At 56.2% G+C, this 23,772-nt stretch carries 21 protein-coding genes; 13 read left to right on the top strand and 8 right to left on the bottom strand.

Annotation, left to right across the window (positions count from 1 at the left end; translation table 11 throughout):
- The first annotated feature begins 36 nt into the window (after nt 1-36).
- Entirely contained in the window at nt 37-960 is a 924-nt protein-coding gene (pbpG, locus tag EXW94_RS07695; RefSeq protein WP_174339845.1) for a D-alanyl-D-alanine endopeptidase, read from the top strand.
- A 97-nt stretch (nt 961-1,057) separates the two neighbouring features.
- Here the strand turns inward: pbpG and EXW94_RS07690 are convergent, their stop codons facing one another.
- Nucleotides 1,058-1,612, bottom strand: coding sequence for a GNAT family N-acetyltransferase (locus EXW94_RS07690; RefSeq protein WP_174339844.1), 555 nt, complete (start codon nt 1,610-1,612; stop codon nt 1,058-1,060).
- A gap of 112 nt (nt 1,613-1,724) precedes the next feature.
- Nucleotides 1,725-3,473, bottom strand: a complete 1,749-nt coding sequence (gene dld / locus EXW94_RS07685) for a D-lactate dehydrogenase (protein WP_174339843.1) — start codon at nt 3,471-3,473, stop codon at nt 1,725-1,727.
- Nucleotides 3,474-3,662: 189 nt separating this feature from the next.
- Between dld and bglX the strand changes: the two genes are divergently transcribed.
- The 5 genes from bglX to EXW94_RS07660 all read left to right on the top strand — a co-directional run bounded on the left by bglX (nt 3,663) and on the right by EXW94_RS07660 (nt 9,858).
- The gene (gene bglX / locus EXW94_RS07680; protein ID WP_108416765.1) at nt 3,663-5,960 is read left to right on the top strand and encodes a beta-glucosidase BglX; all 2,298 of its coding nucleotides are present in this window, start codon (nt 3,663-3,665) and stop codon (nt 5,958-5,960) included.
- Between the two features lie 146 nt (nt 5,961-6,106).
- Nucleotides 6,107-7,024: an ABC transporter substrate-binding protein gene (locus EXW94_RS07675; protein WP_174339842.1), complete on the top strand. Its 918-nt coding sequence runs from the start codon at nt 6,107-6,109 to the stop codon at nt 7,022-7,024.
- Between the two features lie 12 nt (nt 7,025-7,036).
- Nucleotides 7,037-8,194, top strand: a complete 1,158-nt coding sequence (locus EXW94_RS07670; RefSeq protein WP_174339841.1) for an ABC transporter permease — start codon at nt 7,037-7,039, stop codon at nt 8,192-8,194.
- A complete protein-coding gene (locus EXW94_RS07665) occupies nt 8,187-9,137 on the top strand; it encodes an ABC transporter ATP-binding protein (protein WP_120157832.1) in 951 nt (316 codons plus the stop codon). Before EXW94_RS07670 ends, EXW94_RS07665 begins: the two co-directional genes overlap by 8 nt.
- Complete coding sequence (locus EXW94_RS07660; protein ID WP_120157833.1) at nt 9,121-9,858, top strand: ABC transporter permease; 738 nt, start codon at nt 9,121-9,123, stop codon at nt 9,856-9,858. Before EXW94_RS07665 ends, EXW94_RS07660 begins: the two co-directional genes overlap by 17 nt.
- Here EXW94_RS07660 and EXW94_RS07655 read toward each other — a convergent pair.
- Nucleotides 9,833-9,946, bottom strand: coding sequence for a protein YohO (locus EXW94_RS07655; protein WP_010433613.1), 114 nt, complete (start codon nt 9,944-9,946; stop codon nt 9,833-9,835). The two genes, EXW94_RS07660 and EXW94_RS07655, sit on opposite strands and share 26 nt — an antisense overlap.
- A 69-nt stretch (nt 9,947-10,015) precedes the next feature.
- Complete coding sequence (gene mlrA, locus EXW94_RS07650) at nt 10,016-10,756, bottom strand: HTH-type transcriptional regulator MlrA (protein WP_010433616.1); 741 nt, start codon at nt 10,754-10,756, stop codon at nt 10,016-10,018.
- Between the two features lie 217 nt (nt 10,757-10,973).
- On the opposite strand from mlrA, the gene EXW94_RS07645 reads away from it, so the two are divergent.
- Genes EXW94_RS07645 through EXW94_RS07635 form a run of 3 tightly spaced genes read left to right on the top strand, consistent with a single transcriptional unit; the run spans nt 10,974 to nt 13,890 of the window.
- Nucleotides 10,974-12,659, top strand: coding sequence for a sensor histidine kinase (locus EXW94_RS07645; protein ID WP_042718811.1), 1,686 nt, complete (start codon nt 10,974-10,976; stop codon nt 12,657-12,659).
- Nucleotides 12,653-13,372, top strand: coding sequence for a two-component system response regulator BtsR (btsR, locus tag EXW94_RS07640; protein WP_174339840.1), 720 nt, complete (start codon nt 12,653-12,655; stop codon nt 13,370-13,372). Before EXW94_RS07645 ends, btsR begins: the two co-directional genes overlap by 7 nt.
- Nucleotides 13,373-13,419: 47 nt before the next feature.
- On the top strand, nt 13,420-13,890 hold the full coding sequence (locus EXW94_RS07635) for a DUF1456 family protein (RefSeq protein ID WP_010433625.1): 471 nt from the start codon (nt 13,420-13,422) through the stop codon (nt 13,888-13,890).
- Between the two features lie 110 nt (nt 13,891-14,000).
- On the opposite strand, the gene metG is transcribed toward EXW94_RS07635, so the two are convergent.
- Nucleotides 14,001-16,034 carry a methionine--tRNA ligase gene (metG, locus tag EXW94_RS07630; protein ID WP_174339839.1) on the bottom strand — a complete coding sequence of 678 codons (2,034 nt, stop codon included), beginning with the start codon at nt 16,032-16,034 and terminating at the stop codon, nt 14,001-14,003.
- 136 nt (nt 16,035-16,170) lie between these two features.
- Here metG and apbC point away from each other — a divergent pair, with 136 nt between their 5' ends.
- Nucleotides 16,171-17,280 carry an iron-sulfur cluster carrier protein ApbC gene (apbC, locus tag EXW94_RS07625; protein ID WP_108416574.1) on the top strand — a complete coding sequence of 370 codons (1,110 nt, stop codon included), beginning with the start codon at nt 16,171-16,173 and terminating at the stop codon, nt 17,278-17,280.
- Between the two features lie 93 nt (nt 17,281-17,373).
- Here apbC and EXW94_RS07620 read toward each other — a convergent pair whose 3' ends face one another.
- On the bottom strand, nt 17,374-17,853 hold the full coding sequence (locus EXW94_RS07620; RefSeq protein ID WP_120157836.1) for a GNAT family N-acetyltransferase: 480 nt from the start codon (nt 17,851-17,853) through the stop codon (nt 17,374-17,376).
- On the bottom strand, nt 17,804-18,136 hold the full coding sequence (locus EXW94_RS07615; protein WP_042718816.1) for an RcnB family protein: 333 nt from the start codon (nt 18,134-18,136) through the stop codon (nt 17,804-17,806). The genes EXW94_RS07620 and EXW94_RS07615 overlap by 50 nt, the downstream gene beginning before the upstream one ends.
- Nucleotides 18,137-18,626: 490 nt before the next feature.
- Here EXW94_RS07615 and EXW94_RS07610 point away from each other — a divergent pair, with 490 nt between their 5' ends.
- The 3 genes from EXW94_RS07610 to EXW94_RS07600 are packed head-to-tail and all read left to right on the top strand — an operon-like array spanning nt 18,627 to nt 22,412.
- Nucleotides 18,627-19,766, top strand: a complete 1,140-nt coding sequence (locus EXW94_RS07610; RefSeq protein WP_174339838.1) for a polysaccharide export protein — start codon at nt 18,627-18,629, stop codon at nt 19,764-19,766.
- Complete coding sequence (locus EXW94_RS07605; RefSeq protein WP_302480529.1) at nt 19,766-20,206, top strand: protein tyrosine phosphatase; 441 nt, start codon at nt 19,766-19,768, stop codon at nt 20,204-20,206. The genes EXW94_RS07610 and EXW94_RS07605 overlap by 1 nt, the downstream gene beginning before the upstream one ends.
- A 7-nt stretch (nt 20,207-20,213) precedes the next feature.
- Nucleotides 20,214-22,412, top strand: coding sequence for a polysaccharide biosynthesis tyrosine autokinase (locus tag EXW94_RS07600; protein WP_174339837.1), 2,199 nt, complete (start codon nt 20,214-20,216; stop codon nt 22,410-22,412).
- On the opposite strand, the gene EXW94_RS07595 is transcribed toward EXW94_RS07600, so the two are convergent.
- Nucleotides 22,409-23,752 (bottom strand): NCS2 family permease, encoded by a 1,344-nt coding sequence (locus EXW94_RS07595; protein WP_174339836.1) that lies wholly within the window; start codon nt 23,750-23,752, stop codon nt 22,409-22,411. The genes EXW94_RS07600 and EXW94_RS07595 overlap by 4 nt on opposite strands.
- Nucleotides 23,753-23,772 lie beyond the last annotated feature (20 nt).

Raw genomic sequence — 23,772 nt, 5'->3', positions numbered from 1 at the left:
TCATTACGTGCGTGAATAATTATCAGAAGTCTCACCATGCTGAAATTCCGAGTTTCATTACTGAGCCTGGCGCTGCTGCTGGGTGCGTCCGCTGCCTTGCCAGCCATCGCCAAAACGCCTGCGGTGACCTCCGCGGCGGCACAACCGCAAATTGCCTCCGGCAGCGCGATGATCGTCGATCTCAACACCAACAAAGTGATCTATGCCAGCCACCCGGATCTGGTGCGTCCGATCGCCTCCATTACCAAATTAATGACCGCGATGGTGGTGCTTGATGCACGACTGCCGCTGGATGAAAAACTGAAGGTCGATATCAGCCACACGCCGGAAATGAAAGGCGTCTACTCCCGCGTGCGTCTGAACAGTGAAATCAGCCGTAAGGACATGCTGCTGCTGGCGCTGATGTCCTCCGAAAACCGCGCGGCAGCCAGCCTGGCGCACCACTATCCGGGCGGCTATGATGCGTTTATTCGTGCGATGAATGCCAAAGCCAAATCGCTGGGGATGACCAATACCCGCTATGTGGAGCCGACCGGGCTGTCGATTCATAACGTCTCAACGGCGCGTGACCTGACGAAGATGCTGATTGCCAGCAAGCAGTACCCGCTGCTTGGCCAGCTCAGCACCACGCGTGAGGACATGGCGACGTTCTCTAACCCGTCCTACACGCTGCCGTTCCGCAACACTAACCATCTGGTGTATCGCGAGAACTGGAATATCCAGTTAACCAAAACCGGGTTTACCAATGCGGCAGGCCACTGCCTGGTGATGCGCACCGTGTTTAACGGCAAGCCGGTTGCGCTGGTGGTGATGGATGCCTTCGGAAAATATACCCACTTCGCGGATGCCAGCCGCCTGCGGACGTGGATTGAGACCGGGAAAGTGCAGCCGGTTCCGGCCGCGGCGCTGACGTATAAAAAGCAGAAAGCGGAACAGATGGCGACGGCGCAGAACGACTGAGTCGTTTGTCAGCGCCGGGTGGCGGCTTCGCCTTACCCGGCCTACAAAGACCTCGACACGTAGGCCCGGTAAGCGAAGCGCCACCGGGCGAAAGCGCCTACTCCGGCAGCGTCCAGTCACCGTCGTTGAGCGGGCGCTGCATTATCAACGTATCCCGCCAGTCGCCTTTCTTATACCCAACGCTTCGCAATTGACCCACGACATCAAAACCGTGCTTTTTATGTAAGCGCAGCGAGCCCGAGTTGTTATTCCCGTCACCCACAACGGCAATCATCTGCCGCCACGGGCCCTGCTCGCAGCGTGCGATCAGCGCGCTCAGCATCGTCGAGCCAAATCCACGGCCCGTGGTGCTGGCATCCACATAGATTGATTCTTCCAGCGTAAAGCGATAAGCCTGTCGCGGACGATACGGAGTGGCATAGCAATAGCCGACGACGATACCGCGGTACAGCGCGACCAGCCACGGCAAGCCGCTGTCGGTGACGTTTTTCATACGCTTACGCATTTCGTCTACGGTGGGGGGAACTTCTTCGAAGGATGCGCGGCCATGGAGTACATGCCATGCATAGATGGCCGAGATGGCATGCGCATCATCTGGCAGGGCATCACGCACCTCCAGTTCGGTTTCGGATAAAATATCTACAGCCGACATGATGTGCCCGCTCCTTATCGTAGAATGCCGGAGAAACGTCTCTCCGGCGACAGATCGCTACTCTAGTACGATTAAGGAGCGCTTAACAATCTCTCAAATATGGCTGTATGAATTAATCAGATGCTTGCGTTATGGGCTGCTCCGCATCTGCCTCTTCTTTCCAGTATTTCTTCCGCGTTGTCTTACCAATGCCGGGATTCATACTATTTGTAGGGTCATTCTCGCGATAAAACTGCTTAAGTGCGTCAGGCGCTTTATAAAGATGCCCTACGTTGTGTTCTGCAGGATATTGCGCGCCACGTTCATGTAACAGGGCGAGCATCTGCTCTTTAAGCGCGTGCGCGTCGACGCCTTTTTTAACGATGTAATCCTGATGGAAGACGTAGCACATAAAGTGGCCGTAATAGAGCTTGTGCACCAGCTTGCTGTCGATCTCCGGCGGCAGGTGCTCAAACCATTCGGTATCGTTGCGTCGCAGGGCGATATCCAGCGCCAGAATATCTTCCACCTCTTCGGAATGCACCGCCTGATAACGGATGGCTGCGCCCGCGGCGGCGAAACGATGCAGGAAGGCTTTGCTGCCTTCTTCCGGCGTGCAGGCAAAGAAATCACCCTCAGCCGTCTTGAAGAACTCGGTCAGCCAGTTTTGTGCTTCAGCAATCCCGTCTCCGGCCGTCTTCAGCAGCAGGTGGTGCTCATACTTATCGCGCCAGGTTTTCATTCGCTCCGGTAAATGCGCCGGAAAAACGTTGCCCAGCTTCTGCATAAAGCGGTCGGTGAAGTGCGGTTTGAACAGCGACACTTTATCGAGCATCGCGTCGGTGCGGCCCTTCATGGTGAAGAAGAACGGCATTTTGTCGGTGCCGAGTTTGTCGATCATCAGGAAGGTGTCTTTCCCGTAGCGCTCGGCGATGTCGTATATATCCCGGTGCATATATTCGCCCGCGACCGGCAGGTGGGTAAATTCGCCCAGAATATGACGACGGATTTCGGTCAACACCTCGGGCTGATTGGTGCCGATGTAAAATACCTGCTGCTTTTTCTCTGCCGGGAAGGTATCAAGACGCACGGCAAAAACGGCGAGCTTGCCCGCGCAGCCGGAGGATTCAAACAGGCGGTCCGGGTCAGCGTTATAGCGCGCCGGGGTGTCGGCGTCGATATCCCGCACGCGGGTGACGTAATCATGATCGTGCGCGTGGCGGCCATCGTGCTGAACGTCTTCGTCCTTCACGCGGTCATCGTCAAGCTTGCTCAGGATCTGCTCCGGCGTCACGCCGAGATCGATACCCAGATGGTTCACCAGCGTCAGCTTGCCGTTTTCGTCGATGCGGGCATACAGCGACATCTCGGTATACGCTGGGCCGCGCTGCACCAGCGAGCCGCCGGAGTTATTGCAGATCCCGCCGATCACCGACGCGCCAATACAGGAGGAGCCGATCACCGAGTGCGGTTCGCGTCCCAGCGGCTTAAGCGCTTTTTCCAGCGTGTAGAGCGTGGTGCCTGGGAAGGCCAACACCTGTTCGCCTTTGTCCAGCAGGTGAAGTTTGTCGAGGCGCAGGGTGCTGATAATCACGATGTCACGATCGTAATCATTGCCGTTCGGCGTGGAGCCTTCGGTCAGGCCGGTATTGGCGGCCTGCATTAAAATAATCTTGTCGGCGGCGACGCAGGCGCTCAGCACGCGCCACAGCTCAAGCAGCGTGCCGGGGAAGACCACGGCCAGCGCGTCACCCTGGCCGGAACGGAAACCCTTGCGGTAGCGGGCGGTTTTAGCCGGGTCAGTAAGCAGGTGAGAGTGACCAACCAGGCGCGACAGTTCGTTAATAAAAGTATTGTTATCGTCAGTTCGAACAGAAGACATCTTCCACTCCTTGTGGTGGGGCAAATTTCTCGCTGTAAAGCATAGCGCGATTAACTGTTAAGCGGTCGAGTATTCACGAGAAAAATCAGAGAATAACCCTGCAAGGTTCAAAGGGTTTGTGGCACACTGCGCTTTTCGCACGGTATGGCCGAGATCGTCCGGCGGTTATTGATGAGAGAGTATAACGACATGAAATGGCTATGTTCTGTAGGTGTCGCCGTCAGCCTGGCGCTGCAACCTGCGCTCGCAGAAGATTTGTTTGGTAATCACCCGCTCACGCCTGAAGCCCGCGACGCGTTTGTCACGGAATTGCTCAAAAAGATGACGGTTGATGAGAAAATCGGTCAGCTGCGTCTTATCAGCGTCGGCCCGGATAACCCGAAAGAGGCCATCCGTGAGATGATTAAAGAGAGCCAGGTGGGGGCGATTTTTAACACCGTCACCCGTCAGGATATCCGCAAAATGCAGGATCAGGTGATGGAACTCAGCCGCCTGAAGATCCCTCTCTTCTTTGCCTATGACGTGCTGCACGGCCAGCGTACCGTCTTCCCGATTAGCCTCGGGTTAGCCTCCTCCTTTAACCTCGACGCGGTGAAAACCGTCGGGCGCGTGTCGGCGTATGAAGCGGCGGACGACGGCCTGAACATGACCTGGGCGCCGATGGTCGATGTTTCCCGCGATCCGCGCTGGGGCCGCGCGTCGGAAGGCTTTGGTGAAGATACGTATTTAACGGCCACAATGGGTAAAACCATGGTGGAAGCGATGCAGGGCAAAAGCCCGGCCGACCGCTACTCGGTGATGACCAGCGTGAAGCACTTCGCCGCGTATGGCGCGGTTGAAGGCGGTAAAGAGTACAACACCGTCGACATGAGCCCGCAGCGCCTGTTCAACGACTACATGCCGCCGTACAAGGCCGGTCTGGATGCGGGCAGCGGCGCGGTGATGGTGGCGCTGAACTCGCTGAACGGCACGCCAGCGACGTCCGATTCCTGGCTGCTGAAAGACGTGCTGCGCGACCAGTGGGGCTTTAAGGGCATTACCGTCTCTGACCACGGCGCGATTAAAGAGCTAATTAAACACGGCACGGCGTCCGATCCGGAAGATGCGGTGCGCGTGGCGCTCAAGTCCGGCATCAACATGAGCATGAGCGACGAGTACTACAGCAAATACCTGCCGGGGCTGGTGAAGAGCGGCAAGGTGACGATGGCGGAGCTGGACGATGCCACGCGCCACGTGCTGAACGTGAAATATGACATGGGGCTGTTTAACGATCCTTACAGCCATCTTGGACCGAAGGACTCTGACCCGGCTGACACCAATGCCGAAAGCCGTCTGCACCGCAAAGAGGCGCGTGAAGTTGCGCGCGAAAGCCTGGTGCTGCTGAAAAACCGCCTCGACACGCTGCCGCTGAAAAAATCCGGCACCATCGCCGTGGTGGGCCCGCTGGCCGACAGCAAGCGCGACGTGATGGGCAGCTGGTCTGCGGCTGGCGTGGCGGATCAGTCCGTCACCGTGCTGACCGGCATTAAAAATGCCGTCGGTGAAAACGCGAAAGTGGTGTACGCCAAAGGCGCAAACGTCACCGACGATAAAGACATCGTCACCTTCCTCAATCAGTACGAGGAAGCGGTGAAGGTCGATCCGCGCACGCCAAAAGAGATGATCGACGAAGCGGTTAACACCGCCAAACAGTCTGACGTCGTTGTCGCGGTCGTGGGGGAAGCGCAGGGGATGGCGCACGAAGCCTCCAGCCGTACCGATATCACCATTCCGCAAAGCCAGCGCGATCTGATCGCCGCCCTGAAGGCCACCGGCAAACCGCTGGTGCTGGTGCTGATGAACGGCCGTCCGCTGGCGCTGGTGAAAGAAGACCAGCAGGCTGATGCTATTCTGGAAACCTGGTTCGCCGGTACTGAAGGCGGTAACGCTATTGCTGACGTGCTGTTTGGCGATTACAACCCGTCGGGCAAGCTGCCGATGTCCTTCCCGCGCTCCGTCGGGCAGATCCCGGTGTACTACAGCCACCTGAACACCGGTCGTCCATATAACGCCGACAAGCCGAACAAGTACACCTCGCGCTACTTCGACGAAGCCAACGGCCCGCTGTATCCGTTTGGTTACGGTCTGAGCTACACCACCTTTAAGGTCTCTGACGTGAAAATGTCAGCGCCTACTATGAAGCGTGACGGCAAGGTCACCGCCAGCGTGGACGTGACCAATACCGGCAAGCGCGAAGGCGCGACGGTGATCCAGATGTACGTTCAGGATGTTACCGCGTCCATGAGCCGTCCGGTGAAGCAGCTGCGCGGTTTCGACAAGGTGTCACTCAAGCCTGGCGAAACCAAAACCGTAAGCTTCCCGATTGACGTCGATGCGCTGAAGTTCTGGAACCAGCAGATGAAATACGTTGTGGAACCCGGCAAGTTTAACGTATTCATCGGCGTGGATTCCGCCCGGGTGAATAAAGGCGAGTTCGAACTGCAGTAATCGTCCCTTCCTTCGCATCCCCCGCCTCACGGGGGATGCGTCTTACCTTATGCTAAAAAGGCATTTTGACGGTTAAACACGCCGTTTTAAGCTACGCTTTTCTCTCAAGCCTCTGAAAAAGGCGATAAAAAAATGAGGACAGCGGAATGACGATTAATAAGGGGATGTTAGGCTCTGCGGTGTTACTGGCCGCACTTAGCCTGCCGCTTCAAGCGGCTGAGCCTGTTAAAGTGGGATCAAAGATTGATACCGAAGGGGCGCTGCTCGGCAATATTATTTTGCAGGTGCTTGAGAGCCACGGGGTCAAAACGGTCAACAAAGTTCAGCTCGGTACAACGCCCGTCGTGCGCGGTGCGATTACCTCCGGCGAGCTGGATATCTACCCGGAATACACCGGAAACGGCGCATTCTTCTTCAAAGATGAGAACGATGCGGCGTGGAAAAACGCCAAAGCGGGCTATGAGAAAGTCAAAAAGCTGGACGCGGAGCAGAACAAGCTGGTCTGGCTGACGCCTGCGCCTGCGAACAACACCTGGACCATTGCGGTGCGTAAGGACGTGGCGGAGAAGGGCAAGCTGACCTCGCTCGCGGATCTCAGCCGCTACCTGAAAGAGAAGGGCGATTTCAAACTCGCTGCGTCGGCTGAATTTATCGAACGTCCTGACGCGCTGCCTGCGTTCGAAAAAGCCTACGACTTCAAGCTTGACCAGGCCCAGCTGCTCTCTCTGGCCGGCGGTGATACGGCAGTGACCATCAAAGCCGCCGCGCAGCAAACCTCCGGCGTGAATGCCGCGATGGCCTACGGCACCGACGGCCCGGTTGCGGCCCTTGGACTGCAAACCCTGACCGACCCGAAAGGCGTCCAGCCGATTTACGCCCCGACCCCGGTAGTGCGCGAAGCGGTGCTGAAAGCCTACCCGGATATTGCAGATTGGCTCAAACCGGCCTTTGAAAAACTGGATGAAAAAACGCTGCAGCAGCTGAACGCCAGCATTGCCGTTGAGGGACTGGATGCCAAAAAAGTGGCGGCCGACTTCCTGAAACAACAAGGGCTTGTGAAGTAACAGGATAAAGCTGTGCCAATACAATGTCATAACCGCGTGCTGCTGCTGCTGGCCTGTGTGGCCATCGCGGCGGTCGCGTTACCTTTTGTGAACGTTGCGCCTAACCGGCTGATGTCGGGTGAAGGGCGCGCACTCTGGCAGATTTGGTCGTTTTCGCCCGCGCTGCTGTCGGTGGCGCTGGGCGCGGCCGTCGTCCTGTCGCTCTGGTCAGGACGTGCCGCGCACTGGCTGACGCTGCTCCTCTGTGAAGCCCTTTTTTTGGGGCTGTTCTGGAGCGCAGGGCAGTCGGCGACGCTCATGATGTCTGCGGAAAGCCCGCTGGCGCGAACGTCCATCGGCAGCGGTTTGTGGCTGTGGATGGCGCTCTGCCTGCTGGCCTGTAGCGATGCCATTCGCCGCCTGACGCCAGTACCCGTCTGGCGTTGGCTGCTGAACGCGCAAATCTGGCTCATCCCGCTGGTCCTCCTGTTTAGCGGTGAGCTGAATAATCTCTCGTTGTTAAAAGAGTACGCCAATCGCCAGGAGGTGTTTGATGATGCACTCTCGCAACATCTGACGATCCTCTTTGGCACGCTTTTCCCGGCGCTGCTTCTGGGCGTCCCGCTGGGCATCTGGTGCTATCGCCATCCGGCGCGACAGGGGAGCGTGTTCACCGTTCTCAACGTCATTCAGACGGTCCCCTCCGTGGCCCTGTTTGGATTGCTCATTGCTCCGCTGGCCGGTCTGGCGAGGTCATTTCCCGCGCTGGGGGAGATCGGCATTGCCGGTACCGGACTCACGCCCGCGCTGATCGCGCTGGTGCTCTATGCGCTGCTGCCGCTGGTGCGCGGTGTGGTGGCGGGCTTAAGCCAGGTTGCGCCGGACGTGCTGGAAAGCGCCCATGCGATGGGGATGAGCGCGCGGCAGTGTTTCTGGAAAATACAGTTACCCCTTGCACTTCCGCTGTTAATTCGCAGCCTGCGGGTGGTGACGGTGCAAACCGTGGGGATGGCGGTGATTGCAGCGCTCATTGGCGCGGGCGGTTTTGGTGCGCTGGTATTCCAGGGGCTGCTCAGCAGCGCGCTGGACCTGGTCTTATTGGGCGTGGTGCCCACTATCGCGCTGGCGGTTGTTTTGGATGCGTTATTTGCCCTGTGGCTCGCGCTGCTCGGGAGAAGAGCCAATGATTGAATTTCATGATGTCAGTAAAACCTTTGCCGGTCGTCCGGCGGCAAGCCACCTGAATCTGCATTTTGCCGAGGGGGCATTTTCGGTATTGATCGGCACATCGGGGTCGGGAAAATCCACCACCCTGAAGATGATCAACCGGCTGGTTGAGCACGACAGCGGGATGATTCGCTTTGCCGGGGAAGAGATCCGCAGCCTGCCGGTGCTGGAGTTGCGCCGTCGTATGGGCTATGCCATTCAGTCTATCGGGCTGTTCCCCCACTGGACCGTGGCGCAGAACATCGCCACCGTGCTGCAGCTGGAAAAATGGACGCGGGCGAAAACCCATGCGCGGGTGGATGAGCTGATGGCCCTGCTGGGATTAGAGCCGACACTGCGTGACCGCTACCCGCATCAGCTTTCCGGCGGACAGCAGCAGCGGGTTGGGGTCGCGCGCGCGCTGGCGGCCAATCCGCAGGTGTTGCTGATGGATGAACCTTTTGGCGCGCTGGATCCGGTCACACGCGGTGCGCTGCAGGCGGAGATGACCCGCATCCACCGCATTCTGGGGCGCACCATTATCCTTGTGACGCACGACATTGATGAGGCGCTGCGCCTGGCTGACCATCTGGTGCTGATGGACCACGGTGAGGTGGTACAGCAGGGCACGCCGCTTGCGCTGTTGAGCCAGCCGAAGAACGACTTTGTGCGCGAATTTTTTGGCCGCAGCGAGCTGGGCGTCCGACTGCTCTCTTTGCGCACCGTTGGCGATTATATGCGCCGACAGGATGCGCCGCTAAGCGGGGAACCGTTACAGGAGCAGATGAGCCTGAGGGATGCGCTGTCTGCTTTCGTCGCCAGACAATGTGAGATCCTGCCGGTGACCAACAGCCACGGAACAACCTGTGGTGCATTGCACTTTCGCGATCTGCTGGCCGGGGAGGTGACGCGTGAAGGTCATGCGTGATCCGCTGCTCTGGCTGGCGCTGCTCTTCGTCGGCCTGCTCTTTCTGATGCCGCACAGCGCGGCGCTGTTCAGTTCGCTCTTTCCGGGCCTGCCGCGACCGGTCTATCAGCAGGAGAGTTTTATCAACCTTGCGCTGGCGCACGCCTGGCTGGTGACGATCTCAAGCGTCATTGCCATTGTCCTCGGCGTGGGGGCAGGGATCGCGGTGACAAGGCCATCGGGACGTGAGTTTCGTCCGCTGGTGGAGACGATTGCGGCGATTGGTCAGACGTTTCCGCCGGTGGCGGTGCTGGCGATTGCGGTACCGGTTATTGGCTTTGGGCAGCAGCCGGCGATTATTGCGCTGATTTTATACGGGGTATTGCCGATACTTCAGGGAACCCTGGCCGGTATGGCGGCGGTGCCCGCATCGGTGCTGAGCGTAGCAGAAGGGATGGGCATGAGCGCCTGGCAGCGGTTGCGCAAGGTTGAACTCCCGCTCGCGGCACCGGTCATTATCGCCGGGATCCGCACGTCGGTGATTATCAACATCGGTACGGCGACAATCGCCTCGACGGTGGGGGCAAACACGCTGGGGACGCCGATTATTATCGGCTTAAGCGGATTTAATACGGCCTACATTATTCAGGGCGCGCTACTGGTTGCGCTGGCGGCGATTGTGGTCGATCGCCTTTTCGAGCGCCTGGCGCTGTATCTCAGCCGACACCGCCACGGACGATAAACGAGTAACCCGCCAGCATCACGCCGCCGATACCGCTTACGGCCATCAGGACAAAAAGGGTAATTACCGCCAGTTTAGTTGCCTTCATCATGTGCTCCTGTTGTTAACGGAACAATTATACGGTGAAGCGCAGCTGTTAATGAACCATTAAATGCCGTTAGGGCTCATCCGGGCCAAGGGAATAAACCGGATAACCATTCTCGCGCCATTCCGTCAGCAGCTGTTGCTGCGAGGCGGAGGGCACTTCGCCACACCAGACCAGCAGGGTCTGACCGTCAAAAAACTCGGGCCGTAGCTGGGCCAGCGAGTGCGCGAGCACATCCACGCGCCAGCCTTTTTGGGTGGCAATCCAGGCTTCCAGCCACAGACGCGTGGTGTCGTGCACGTTCCAGCCAACCACCAGCGCATCTTTTCCGGCCTTGTTCTTCGCCGAGGCAAGGCAGACGGCAATATAGTTGATCAGTACGCCGTCGAGCATGCTGAGCAGCGCCTGCAGGGTAGACTGTTGGCACTGAAGGCGTCGACGGAGCGGAATGAAAAGATGGGTGATCAGCGTTTGCGCGGGATAATCACGCCCTTGATCTTTTATCCACGCGCGCAGGCGCTGCAGGTTACCTGCCTGCAGGAGCCGCAGCAGTGCTTCCTGTTGCTCGCGCCAGAGATGCTGGGTGTCCGGATCGTCATGGCTAAGCAAGGATTTCACTTTGCCGACCTGCACACCGTTGTCGATCCAGCTTTTTATCTCGCGGATCCGGTCGATATCGGCCTCGTTGAACAGACGATGCCCACCGTCCGTTCTCTGCGGTTTAAGTAATCCATACCGTCGCTGCCACGCCCGTAGGGTAACGGGATTGATATCACAAAGGAGTGCCACTTCACCTATTGTGTAAAGCGCCATATTCGCCCCCTGGCTTACGCGTCCCCAGCTTAACTGTAGACCCACTTTGCCGAACCAGGAAGGATTGATCGTTTTTTGAACAAATAATGCGAAGCATGCGCGATGTTCGGCAAAAGCTGTGATGACCGACACGATTTGCAGCTTTTTTGGCGCGCTTCAAAGAAAGTTTACCTGCATCAGTGTATGTTACGCGTTTTTAGAATGTGCGGTTTTTTGTATGTACGAGTTTAATCTGGTGCTGTTGTTGCTTCAGCAGATGTGTGTGTTTCTTGTCATCGCCTGGCTGATGAGTAAAACGCGCCTGTTCATTCCGCTGATGCAGGTCACCGTCCGTCTGCCGCACAAGCTGCTTTGCTATGTGACCTTCTCCATTTTCTGCATTATGGGGACCTACTTTGGTCTCCATATCGAAGATTCCATTGCCAATACGCGCGCCATCGGTGCGGTGATGGGCGGCCTGCTTGGCGGTCCCGTTGTCGGCGGCCTTGTTGGGCTTACCGGCGGTCTGCACCGCTATTCCATGGGCGGCATGACGGCGCTGAGCTGTATGATCTCCACGATCGTCGAAGGGCTGCTGGGTGGCCTTGTCCACAGCTACATGATCAAACGCGGCCGTCCGGATAAGGTCTTTAGCCCGCTTACCGCCGGTGCGATTACCTTCGTGGCAGAGATGGCGCAGATGGCGATTATCCTGCTGATTGCCCGTCCGTTTGACGATGCGCTGCACCTGGTGAGCAATATTGCAGCTCCGATGATGGTGACCAATACCGTGGGCGCGGCGCTGTTTATGCGTATTCTGCTCGACAAGCGCGCCATGTTTGAGAAATACACCTCGGCGTTTTCCGCGACGGCCCTGAAAGTTGCAGCCTCAACGGAGGGGATCCTGCGTCAGGGATTCAACGAAGAAAACAGCATGAAGGTGGCGCAGGTGCTCTACAAGGAGCTGGATATCGGTGCCGTCGCCATTACCGACCGCGAAAAGCTGCTGGCGTTTACCGGTACCGGAGACGACCACCATCTGCCGGGCAAACCGATCTCATCAACCTATACCCTGCGCGCCATTGAAACCGGTGAAGTGGTGTATGCCGACGGGAATGAGATCCCCTACCGCTGCTCGCTTCATCCGCAGTGCAAGCTTGGCTCGACGCTGGTGATCCCGCTTCGCGGTGAAAATCAGCGGGTGATGGGGACGATTAAGCTCTACGAAGCGAAAAACCGTCTGTTCAGCTCGATCAACCGCACGCTGGGGGAGGGGATTGCCCAGCTGCTTTCCGCGCAAATTCTGGCGGGGCAGTATGAACGGCAGAAAGCGCTGCTGACGCAGTCAGAGATCAAACTCCTGCACGCCCAGGTCAATCCGCATTTCCTGTTTAACGCGCTTAATACGCTGAAGGCGGTGATCCGCCGCGACAGCGATCAGGCCGCGCAGCTGGTGCAGTTTTTGTCGACCTTTTTCCGCAAGAACCTAAAACGGCCTTCCGAAATCGTGACCCTGGCCGACGAGATTGAACATGTTAACGCGTACCTGCAGATTGAACAGGCACGCTTCCAGTCTCGCCTGCAGGTGTCGCTCTCCGTCCCGGACGCGCTGGCGTACCAGCATCTTCCGGCCTTTACCCTGCAGCCTATCGTAGAAAATGCCATCAAGCACGGTACATCGCAGCTGCTTGGCATCGGGGAGATCACCATTTCTGCTACCCAGTTTAACCACCATCTGGTGCTGGATATTGAGGATAACGCCGGACTCTACGTCCCTTCCGCATCGGGTGGGTTAGGGATGAGCCTGGTGGATAAACGCCTGCGTGCGCACTTCGGTGACGACTGTGGCATTACCGTCGCCTGTGAGCCCGACCGATTTACCCGTATCACCTTACGACTGCCGCTGGAGGAAAACGCATGCTGAGAGTGCTGATTGTGGATGACGAGCCGCTGGCACGGGAAAACCTGCGCGTGCTACTGCAGGAGCAGAGTGATATCGAGGTGGTCGGTGAGTGCGCAAATGCCATTGAGGCCATCGGTGCGTTACACAAACTGCGTCCGGACGTGTTGTTCCTCGACATTCAGATGCCGCGCATCAGCGGGCTGGAGATGGTCGGGATGCTTGATCCTGAGCACCGCCCCTATATCGTCTTTCTGACAGCGTTTGATGAATATGCCGTGAAGGCATTTGAAGAACATGCCTTTGATTATCTGCTGAAACCGATTGAAGAGAAGCGGCTGGATAAAACGCTCACCCGTTTACGCCAGGAGCGCACCGTGCAGGATATGACGCTGCTGCCGGAAAACCAGCAGCCGCTGAAGTTTATCCCCTGCACCGGGCACAGCCGCATTTATCTCCTGCAGATGGATGACGTGGCCTTTGTCAGCAGCCGTCTGAGCGGGGTATATGTCACCAGCGCGGAGGGAAATGAAGGCTTTACCGAGCTGACGCTTCGCACCCTGGAGAGCCGCACGCCGCTGATCCGCTGCCATCGTCAGTATCTGGTGAACATGGCGCACCTGAAGGAAATCCGCCTGGAAGATAACGGTCAGGCCGAACTGGTGCTGCGTGCCGGGCATACGGTGCCCGTCAGCCGTCGCTACCTGAAGAGTTTGAAAGAGGCGATTGGTCTGTAAAACTGGTACACTGCGCGCCATTGCATCATCGACAGTTAAAGGCACTCATGATTAGTAATGACATTCTTCGTAGCCTGCGCTACACCCTGAAAGCAAACAATAATGACATGGTGCGCATTCTTGCGTTGTCCGACATGGAAGCCACGTCTGCGGGTTTCGATACCTGGATGACCAAAGAAGACGAAGAGGGCTTTGTTCGCTGCCCCGACATCATTCTGTCGGGTTTCCTGAACGGCCTGATTTACGATAAGCGTGGCAAAGATCCGGCCGCGCCCGAGCTGGCGCTGGAGCGTCGCGTGAACAACAACACGGTGCTGAAAAAGCTGCGCATCGCGTTCTCGCTGAAAACGGACGATATTGTGGCGATCATGACCGAGCAAAAATACCGCGTGTCGGTGCCGGAAGTGACCGCCATGATGCGCGCGCCGGACCATAAAAACTACCGCGAGTGCGGCGACCAGTTTTTGCGTAATTTCCTGCGTGGGCTGACCCACCGGGTGCATCACCCGAAGGCGTGATTTTTTGCCGGGTGGCGGCTTCGCCTTACCCGGCCTACAAAACCCGTAGGCCCGTGCAAGCGTAGCGCCGCCGGGCAAAAAAAAGCCGGAGATTATCTCCGGCTTTTTTGTTATTTCACCTGCTGACCCGGCTTCGCGCCTTCGTCAGGGCTTAACAGGAAGATATCTTTCCCGCCAGGGCCTGCGGCCATCACCATCCCCTCGGAGATGCCGAAGCGCATTTTGCGCGGTGCCAGGTTCGCCACCATCACGGTCTGACGACCGATCAGCACCTGCGGGTCCGGATACGCAGAACGAATGCCGGAGAAGACGTTGCGCTTCTCGCCGCCCAGATCCAGCGTCAGGCGCAGCAGCTTGTCAGAGCCTTCCACAAACTCCGCGTTTTCGATCAGCGCCACGCGCAGGTCGACTTTCGCGAAATCATCGAAGGTGATGGTTTCCAGAATCGGATCGTCCGCCAGCGGGCCGGTGACCGGTGTCGCAGCCGCCTTCACTTCTTCTTTGGATGCTTCTACCAGAGCTTCCACCTGCTTCATTTCGATGCGGTTATACAGCGCCTTGAAGGTGTTCACCTTGTGGCCAAGCAGCGGTTGCTGGATGGCATCCCAGGTCAGTTCGGTGTTCAGGAACGCTTCAGCGCGGGCTGCCAGCTGCGGCAGAACCGGCTTCAGGTAGGTCATCAGCACGCGGAACAGGTTGATACCCATGGAGCAGATGGCCTGAAGGTCCGCATCGCGGCCTTCCTGTTTCGCCACCACCCATGGAGCCTGTTCGTCAACGTAGCGGTTCGCCACGTCGGCCAGCGCCATGATTTCGCGAATAGCTTTACCAAACTCGCGGCTTTCCCACGCTTCGCCAATGGTAGCCGCGGCGTCGGTAAAGGTCTTGTACAGCGCCGGGTCAGCCAGTTCAGCCGCCAGCACACCGTCAAAACGCTTACTGATAAAACCTGCGTTACGGGAGGCAAGGTTGACCAGTTTGTTCACGATATCCGCGTTTACACGCTGGACAAAATCTTCCAGGTTCAGGTCGATATCGTCGATGCGCGAAGAGAGCTTCGCGGTGTAGTAGTAGCGCAGGCTGTCCGCGTCGAAGTGGTTCAGCCAGGTGCTGGCCTTGATGAACGTCCCGCGAGATTTGGACATCTTCGCGCCGTTCACCGTCACGTAGCCGTGAACGAACAGGTTGGTTGGCTTGCGGAAGTTGCTGCCTTCCAGCATCGCTGGCCAGAACAGGCTGTGGAAATAAACGATGTCTTTACCGATGAAGTGGTACAGCTCGGCCGTGGAATCTTTCTTCCAGTATTCATCGAAGCTGACGGTGTCGCCGCGCTTGTCGCACAGGTTCTTGAAGGAGCCCATGTAGCCGATTGGCGCGTCCAGCCAGACGTAGAAGTATTTGCCCGGCGCGTTCGGGATTTCGAAGCCGAAGTACGGCGCATCGCGGGAGATATCCCACTGCTGCAGGCCGGATTCGAACCACTCCTGCATCTTGTTCGCTACCTGCTCCTGCAGCGCGCCGCTGCGGGTCCATGCCTGCAGCATTTCGCTGAAGGACGGCAGGTCGAAGAAGAAGTGCTCGGAGTCACGCATCACAGGCGTTGCACCGGATACCACGGATTTCGGCTCGATAAGCTCGGTCGGGCTATAGGTCGCGCCGCACACTTCGCAGTTATCGCCGTACTGGTCCGGGGATTTACATTTCGGACAGGTGCCTTTGACGAAGCGGTCCGGCAGGAACATGCCTTTTTCCGGATCGTACAGCTGAGAGATAGTGCGGTTTTTGATAAAACCGTTCTCTTTCAGACGGGTGTAGATCAGCTCTGACAGCTCGCGGTTTTCGTCGCTGTGCGTGGAGTGATAGTTGTCATAGCTGATGTCAAAGCCAGCAAAATCAGTTTGATGCTCCTGACTCATTTCGGCAATCATCTGCTCCGGGGAAATCCCCAGCTGCTGCGCTTTCAGCATGATCGGCGTGCCGTGAGCATCGTCCGCACAGATGAAGTTAACCTCGTGGCCGCGCATTCGCTGGTAACGGACCCAGACATCAGCCTGGATATGCTCCAGCATGTGGCCGAGGTGGATTGAGCCGTTGGCGTACGGCAGTGCGCACGTTACCAGAATTTTTTTCGCGACTTGAGTCATAGTAGGCATTACTTCTTTTAACTGTGAAAAGGGTTTTTGATATTACCAAAAGGGGCATTATTAAGTAAGCACAAACCACGGCCTTTCAGGTAAACTTGTCATCTAAGGTCTTATTCACAAGAACAAAGGAGTCGGGATGAGTTCTCAATCCCAGGCCAAATCACCGGAAGCCTTACGAGCAATGGTCGCCGGGACGCTGGCTAACTTTCAGCATCCAACCCTGAAGCACAATCTTACGACGCTGAAAGCGTTACACCACGTTGCCTGGCTGGACGATACGCTGCACATTGAGCTGCAGATGCCGTTCGTCTGGACCAGCGCCTTCGACGCGCTGAAAGAGCAAACCAGCTCGGAGCTGCTGCGCATCACCGGTGCGAAGGCGATCGACTGGAAGCTGAGCCACAGTATCGCCACGCTGAAGCGCGTGAAAAACCAGCCTGGCGTGAACGGCGTAAAAAACATTATTGCCGTCAGCTCGGGCAAGGGTGGGGTGGGTAAATCCTCCACGGCTGTAAACCTGGCGCTCGCGCTGGCAGCGGAAGGGGCAAAAGTCGGTATTCTGGATGCGGACATTTATGGCCCGTCCATTCCAAACATGCTGGGCGCGGAAAACCAGCGTCCAACCTCGCCGGACGGCACCCACATGGCGCCAATCATGGCGCACGGTCTGGCAACCAACTCGATTGGTTATCTGGTCACCGACGATAACGCGATGGTCTGGCGCGGCCCGATGGCCAGCAAGGCGCTGATGCAGATGCTGCAGGAAACCATGTGGCCGGATCTGGATTATCTGGTGCTGGACATGCCGCCGGGCACGGGCGACATTCAGCTGACCCTGGCGCAGAACATTCCGGTAACGGGAGCGGTCGTCGTGACCACGCCGCAGGATATCGCGCTGATCGACGCCAAAAAGGGCATCGTGATGTTCGAGAAGGTGGAAGTACCGGTGCTGGGTATCGTTGAGAACATGAGCATGCATATCTGCAGCAACTGCGGACACCATGAGCCTATTTTCGGTACCGGTGGTGCGGAGAAGCTGGCGGCGCAGTATCACACTCAACTGCTGGGGCAGATGCCGCTGCACATCACGCTGCGTGAAGATCTGGACAGCGGTAAACCAACCGTGGTGAGCCGTCCGGACAGCGAATTTGCGGATATGTATCGTCAGCTGGCGGGGCGCGTTGCGGCGCAGCTTTACTGGCAGGGTGAAGTCATTCCGAGCGAAATCGCGTTCCGCGCGGTGTAATTCCTCTGCGCTTCAGTGCCGGGTGGCGGCTTCGCCTTACCCGGCCTACGGAGTTTGGGTTTGTAGGTCAGGTAAGCGAAGCGCCACCTGACTTTACCCAAGCCGATAATGCATCAGATAATACTCTCCGTCCGGAGAATCACCCGTCGCCTCGATGTGCCAGCCGTGTCGCTGGTAAAACGCAATAGCACGCGCATTCTTGACCAGACACTTAAGCGAACCCGTACTGGTAAACGTTTTCTGCACATGTTCCAGGAGCACATGCCCGACGCCCAGGCTCTGATACTGCGGGTCAACAAACAGGTTGTGCAGAAAATTATCGTTCGTCCAGACGGAGGCGAAGCCAAGTCGATGCCCGTCCTGCACCGCCACCCAAACCTCTTCGTCCAGGATTGCGGCGTCAAAGTCCTCAAGCTGCCATTCCGCACCGTTCAACCATGGCCAGGCGTCGCGCCGGGCATGCAGGTAAATCGTGCGCAGGAAAGGACGATCGCTCTCCTGCCAGGCACGAACCAGGATCGTATTAGCGGTGATAGAAGATATCTCCGTTATAGGCCTTATGGATTTTTCCATCGGCATCGCCAATCAGCACGTAGTTCTCACCCATGTAGGTCCAGTGTGTTCCGGCATCCGGCGCTGGCAGGTTACGCAGCTGGTACTGTTTGATGGTGTACTCGGGCGTTTGATACTGCGCTGGCGCCGTGTCGCCAATCTTGAATTTAGTGAAGTCAGCGATGAACTCTTGTTCTTCATAGGCTTTGATGCCAGAAGGTGCTGCAGCCGTTTGCGGAGCAGAAAATGCGGAACCCGCCAGAGACAGTAGTACACCCAGAAGCAGCAATTTACGCTTAGCCATTTTTTCTCCAGTAATATCGTTACAGATACATTTTGTCTGCGGGTTTCAGTATGCGCGGCAGACAGTCCATTTTAAGTATCAAAACATGGTGTGTTTGAAAAAAAATGTAACAAAACTGAACGGTTTTGTGTAGTCACAACAAAGAATGCACATAACGGTCGTGAATGATATCTGTATTTTATATTTAATGTATTTATCAATTTATTAATTAATTCTGAAAACGCACCGCGACTTCAAAATTGGACCGTTAAGCGCATGCTTTCCCACTGTGGAACATTTAATATCGGCCCGGCACGACATGTTATGACGTTTGATTCCCGGCCCCATAGAGCAGGTCGGCTTAGACGATTCAGTATCTGGTTACTGCGTAGAAAAAACTCTTTATTAACACATTATGATTCATTTAATTCAATGAATTATATGATTATTTTTATTAAATAAAATTGTTGTTCGTACGATAAGTACAACGATAAAAGATATGTTTATATAAATGAAAAACACAACGGCATTTCCCCTTTTATTTCTTGCAATAAGCCAGTTAACAGGCTGTGTATTTTCACCAGGCCAGGATTTAGCCATGACCGGGAAAAATGTTATTGCAACAGAAGATAAATATTATCAGCTTGATAAACACGTGGAAATTTATCCACTGACCCCAGTGTTGATAGAACAATTGCGTCCGCCCGTATCAAAATCTCAGGCAAATCCTAATCTGGATGAGCAGGTGAAAAACTGGGAATACCGAATCGGCACCGGTGACATCCTGACGGTCACCGTCTGGGATCATCCTGAGTTGACGACGCCAGCAGGTCAGTACCGTAGCGCAAGTGACGCGGGGAACTGGGTCAACGCGGACGGTACGCTCTTTTATCCCTACGTTGGGAAACTGCATGTGGCAGGAAAAACGGTTTCGCAGGTCCGTGAAGAGATTACCGCGAGACTGGATAAATTCATTGAGAGCCCCCAGGTGGATGTCAGCATTGCCTCTTTCCGTTCGCAAAAAGCCTACGTGACGGGAGAAGTTGCGAAATCTGGCCAACAACCCATCACCAACATCCCCTTGACCGTGATGGACGCGGTCAATGCCGCTGGCGGTCTTTCAGCGGATGCCGACTGGCGCAATGTCGTTCTCACCCATAATGGCCAGGATTCCCGCCTTTCGCTGTATGCCCTGATGCAACTCGGCGATTTAACACAAAACAAACTGCTCTATCCTGGCGATATCCTGTTTGTACCGCGTAATGATGCCCTGAAAGTCTTTGTCATGGGCGAAGTGGTTAAGCAGAGCACGTTGAAGATGGATCGCAGTGGGATGACGCTGGCGGAAGCGCTGGGCAATGCGGGCGGTCTGAACCAGAACATGGCTGATGCAACCGGCATTTTTGTCATTCGCTCAGTGCATCAAAAAAGCCAGACGGACATCATTGCGAAAATCTATCAGCTCAATGCGAAAGATGCGTCAGCGATGGTATTGGGCACTGAATTCCAGCTTGAGCCGTATGACATTGTCTACGTGACAACGGCACCGTTGTCGCGCTGGAATCGCGTTATTACACAGCTTGTGCCGACCATCAGTGGCGTACATGACCTGACCGAAACGGTTCGTTACATCCGATCCTGGCCGCAATAATGTTCAACTCAATCTTAGTGGTTTGCACGGGCAATATTTGCCGCTCCCCGATGGGGGAGCGGCTGTTGCGTCAGCAATTACCCGGGAAACAGGTGACCTCAGCAGGTATTTTCGGTCTTGAGGGACATCCGGCAGATGCGGTTGCTCAGGATGTCGCCTGGCATCATGGTGTCTCGCTAGACGATCACGTGGGGCGCAAGCTGACGCGCGGCCTGCTGCAAAAATCCGATCTGATTCTGGTGATGGAGCCTGAACATCTTCGTTTTATTGCTGCTATGGCCCCGGAGAACCGTGGGAAATCACTGCTATTTGGACAATGGCTGGAGACAAAGGATATTCCCGATCCCTACCGCAAAAGCCGTGATGCTTTCGAATATGTTTTCGGGCAGTTGGGAAAAGCCAGTCAGGAATGGGCTCGTCGTTTGAGTCAAAAGGAATAAAGCAGCAATGCCATCTAATACTTCAGAGACATATGGTGCAGCGGCACCGCAAAATAATGAAATTGATCTTCTGCAACTGCTTGCCGAGATATTCGATCATCGGGTGATGATAGTCCTGGTAACACTCCTGTTTACGGTGTGCGCGGGACTCTATGCGTTTTCTGTCCCCCCTGTCTATCAGGCAGACGCGCTTGTGCAGATAGAAGCGAAGCAGGATAACTCATTACTCAAAAGCTTAAGTCAGTTTAACTCCGATCTTTCGCCAGACGTTGCACCGGAAATCCTGCTGTTAAAATCACGAATGATCCTCGGGAAGACCGTGGATGAATTGGGGCTAACGTACAGGGTTAAGCGCCGCGTTACCCCGATCGTGGGGCATCTGTGGGCACGTTTTCGCCCCAGCAAGCCAGGTCACCTGACCATCGGTGAACTTACCATCCCCCGACAGGATGGCAAACCGCAAGTGCTTGTGCTGACCGTGCTGGAGCAGGGAGGGTATCACCTTGAGGGAGAAAGCTTCGAGGCTGTGGGTACGGTCGGAAAAACGCTGCTCAAAGACGGTGTCTCTCTTCTGGTGACATCTCTCAACGCAGTACCAGGCACGCAGTTTGCGCTCACAACCTTGACAAAGCTTGAAGCCATCAACGCGCTGCAGAAACGGCTCACCGTTGCGGAATCCGCGAAGCAGAGCGGAATGATCGCGTTAACGCTAACGGGCGAAGACCCTGACAAGATTGCCGTGGTACTGAATACGATTGCGGAAAATTTCCTCAATCAAAATATTGAGCGTCAGGAAGCCCAGGATTCCCGTAGCCTGACCTTTTTACAGCATCAGTTACCGAAAATCAGTCACGAGCTGGATCAGGCCGAAGCGCGACTGAATGTATACCGTGAGCAGCGTGATTCCGTCGATTTATCCCTGGAGGCGAAGTCCGTTCTCGATCAGGTTGTTAATGTGGAGAATCAGCTCAACGAGCTAACGTTCCGTGAAGCGGAGATCTCTCAGCTTTTCAAAAAGGATCACCCAACCTATCGCGCATTACGCGAAAAGCGCCAAACCCTTGAGAAGCAGCGTGTCCGCCTGAACGATCGTGTATCAACCATGCCCTCCACGCAGCAGGAGATTTTGCGATTGAGCCGGGATGTTGAATCCGGGCGCGCCATTTACCTGCAGTTATTAACGCGTCAGCAAGAGCTCAATATCTCTCGCTCCAGCGCGATCGGAAACGTGCGGATCATTGACTTTGCCGTTACGCAACCTGAACCCATAAAACCACGAAAAGCACTTATTATCGTGCTTGGCATACTGTTGGGGCTGATATTCTCCAGCGGCTGGGTATTGGTTCTCGCTGCCTTTAAACGGGGGATAACCTCGTCTGAGCAACTGGAAGTGCAGGGGATGCCGGTTCTGGCAACGCTGCCCCGCTCGGTATGGCTCTGGAAAAAAACGCATCTGCGCAGAATGAGTTTCCTGGGTTCCCGCTGGACACACAAAACGTCGAATGTGCCCTTCCTGCCCATCGAAAGGCCAGCAGATATTTTTATCGAAGCGATGCGCGGGCTGCGTACCAGTCTGCACTTCACCATGATGGACGCCACGAATCAGATTGTCGTCATTACTGGCCCCACGCAGGATTGCGGCAAAACGCTGGTCAGTACCACACTGGCGGCGCTGGCTTCTCAGGCCGGGCAGCGGGTGCTCTTTATTGACGCGGATATGCGTCAGGGGTACGTGCATAACATCTGTAAACTGAACAACCATTGCGGATTGTCCTCCGTCCTTGAGGGCGATGTTAAATGGCAGGATGCGCTCCAGCGCTTTGAGCAGGGTGGATTTGATGTTTTAACCTGCGGTCCGCAGCCTTCACTTCCTGTGGAGTTGCTTATGGGGGAACGCTTCCAGAACGCCATGTCGCAGATGAACGAACGTTATGACATCGTGATTGTTGACACCCCGCCGGTGCTTGCCGTTACGGATGCCTTACTGATTGCCAAAGCGGCGGCGACCACCTTACTGGTTGCACGCTTTGGTAAAACCAGCGTCAAAGAGATTGAGCACTGTCGGAAGCGCCTGCAGCAAATGGGCGTGCAGGTGAATGGCGCTATTCTGAATGATATCGTGAAGTCCGCCTCGCTCTATTACAACTCGGGGTACAGCCATTACGACTACGGCTATACCCCGAAGGAAAAGCGGCGTGAGGGTTAGTGCTTCACCAGCGTAGCGAAGTAGTAGACCAGGGGAATGGCAAGGATCCACAGACCAACGGGGATTTCGCGCCATTTCCCGGCAATCGCTTTGATCACGATGTAAAACAGCAAACCTCCAGCAATTCCTGTTCCGAAGCTGTTGGCAATCAGCGTAATCATGACCATCATCAGCACCGGCAGACCGTCGGTGAAGTTCGCCAGATCAACCTTGCGTAAGCCGCTAAACATATTCAGTCCAATGAGGATCAGCGCCGGTGCAGTGGCTTCTTTTGGGATCATCAGTGCAACAGGCGTAAACAGCAACATCAGCAGGAACATCACTGCCGCAGCCAGTGCCGTCATGCCCGTTTTACCGCCCGCTTCAGCAGCAGCCGAAGATTCGATCAGCGCCGTCGCGGCTGGAATACCGACCCACGGACCTACCGCAGCGGAAATGGAGTCCACCATAAACGGACGGTTGATATGCGGCATGTTGCCTTCGTCATCCAGTAATCCCGCCTCACCACCAACAGCCAGCGTGGTGCCCATGGTGGAGAAAAATTCCGACGCAAAGAAGACAAACAGGAAGGGCAGGAAGGCAATGTTCAGCGCCCCGAGCATATCAATGTGGCCGATAACCGGGGCCAGAGAATGCGGCATATCAATAAAATGACCAGGAAGTTTTGTCACGCCCAGCGGAATACCGACCAGGGTGGCGAACAGAATGGCCCAAAGTATTGCTCCTGGAATGCGGCGCGCCTGCAACGCGATGGCGAGGAAGAGACCCGCTAACGCGACCAGCGCCGCCGGTGACAGAAAATCCCCCAGCATCAGGGCATTCGTTTTCGCGTTTGCCAACACCAGCCCGGCGTTACGAAAGCCGAGCACGGCAACAAACAGGCCGATGGAGGCCGTCAACCCCAGCTTGATGGACTGCGGGACCGAACGGGTGACGACTTCACGCAGCCCAAAGCGGGTCAGCAGGAAGAATAAAATCCCTGACCAGCAGGCGATGCCGAGACCAATTTGCCAGCCAATACCTTCGCTGCCCGCAAGCGTGACGCCGACCAGGACCGAACCGCCAATACCGGGCCCGACGATAAAGGGCAGGTTGGCATAGAACGCCATCAGCAGCGTTCCGGCAACGAAGACCAGAATGGTGCCCGTCGTCGCCGCGCCTTTATCCATTCCTCCGACCGCCAGCAGCCCCGGGATCACCACCAGCAGGTAGGCGGCGGCGAGAAAACCGGTGATGCCAGCCAGGCACTCCGTGCGTACGGTGCTGCCACGCGCATGCAGTGCAAAACGGCGTTCCAGCCAGCTCCCTGGTGCTGGCGAATTAACGGTGTTGTCGGCCATTATCCGGCTCTCCTTCGGCA

It is taken from the genome of Enterobacter sp. JMULE2, assembly GCF_013337145.1.
GTDB classification, from domain to species: Bacteria; Pseudomonadota; Gammaproteobacteria; order Enterobacterales; family Enterobacteriaceae; genus Enterobacter; species Enterobacter mori.
Note: the sequence above shows the minus strand (reverse complement) of the source record. Positions and strands in the feature narration are given on the sequence as shown.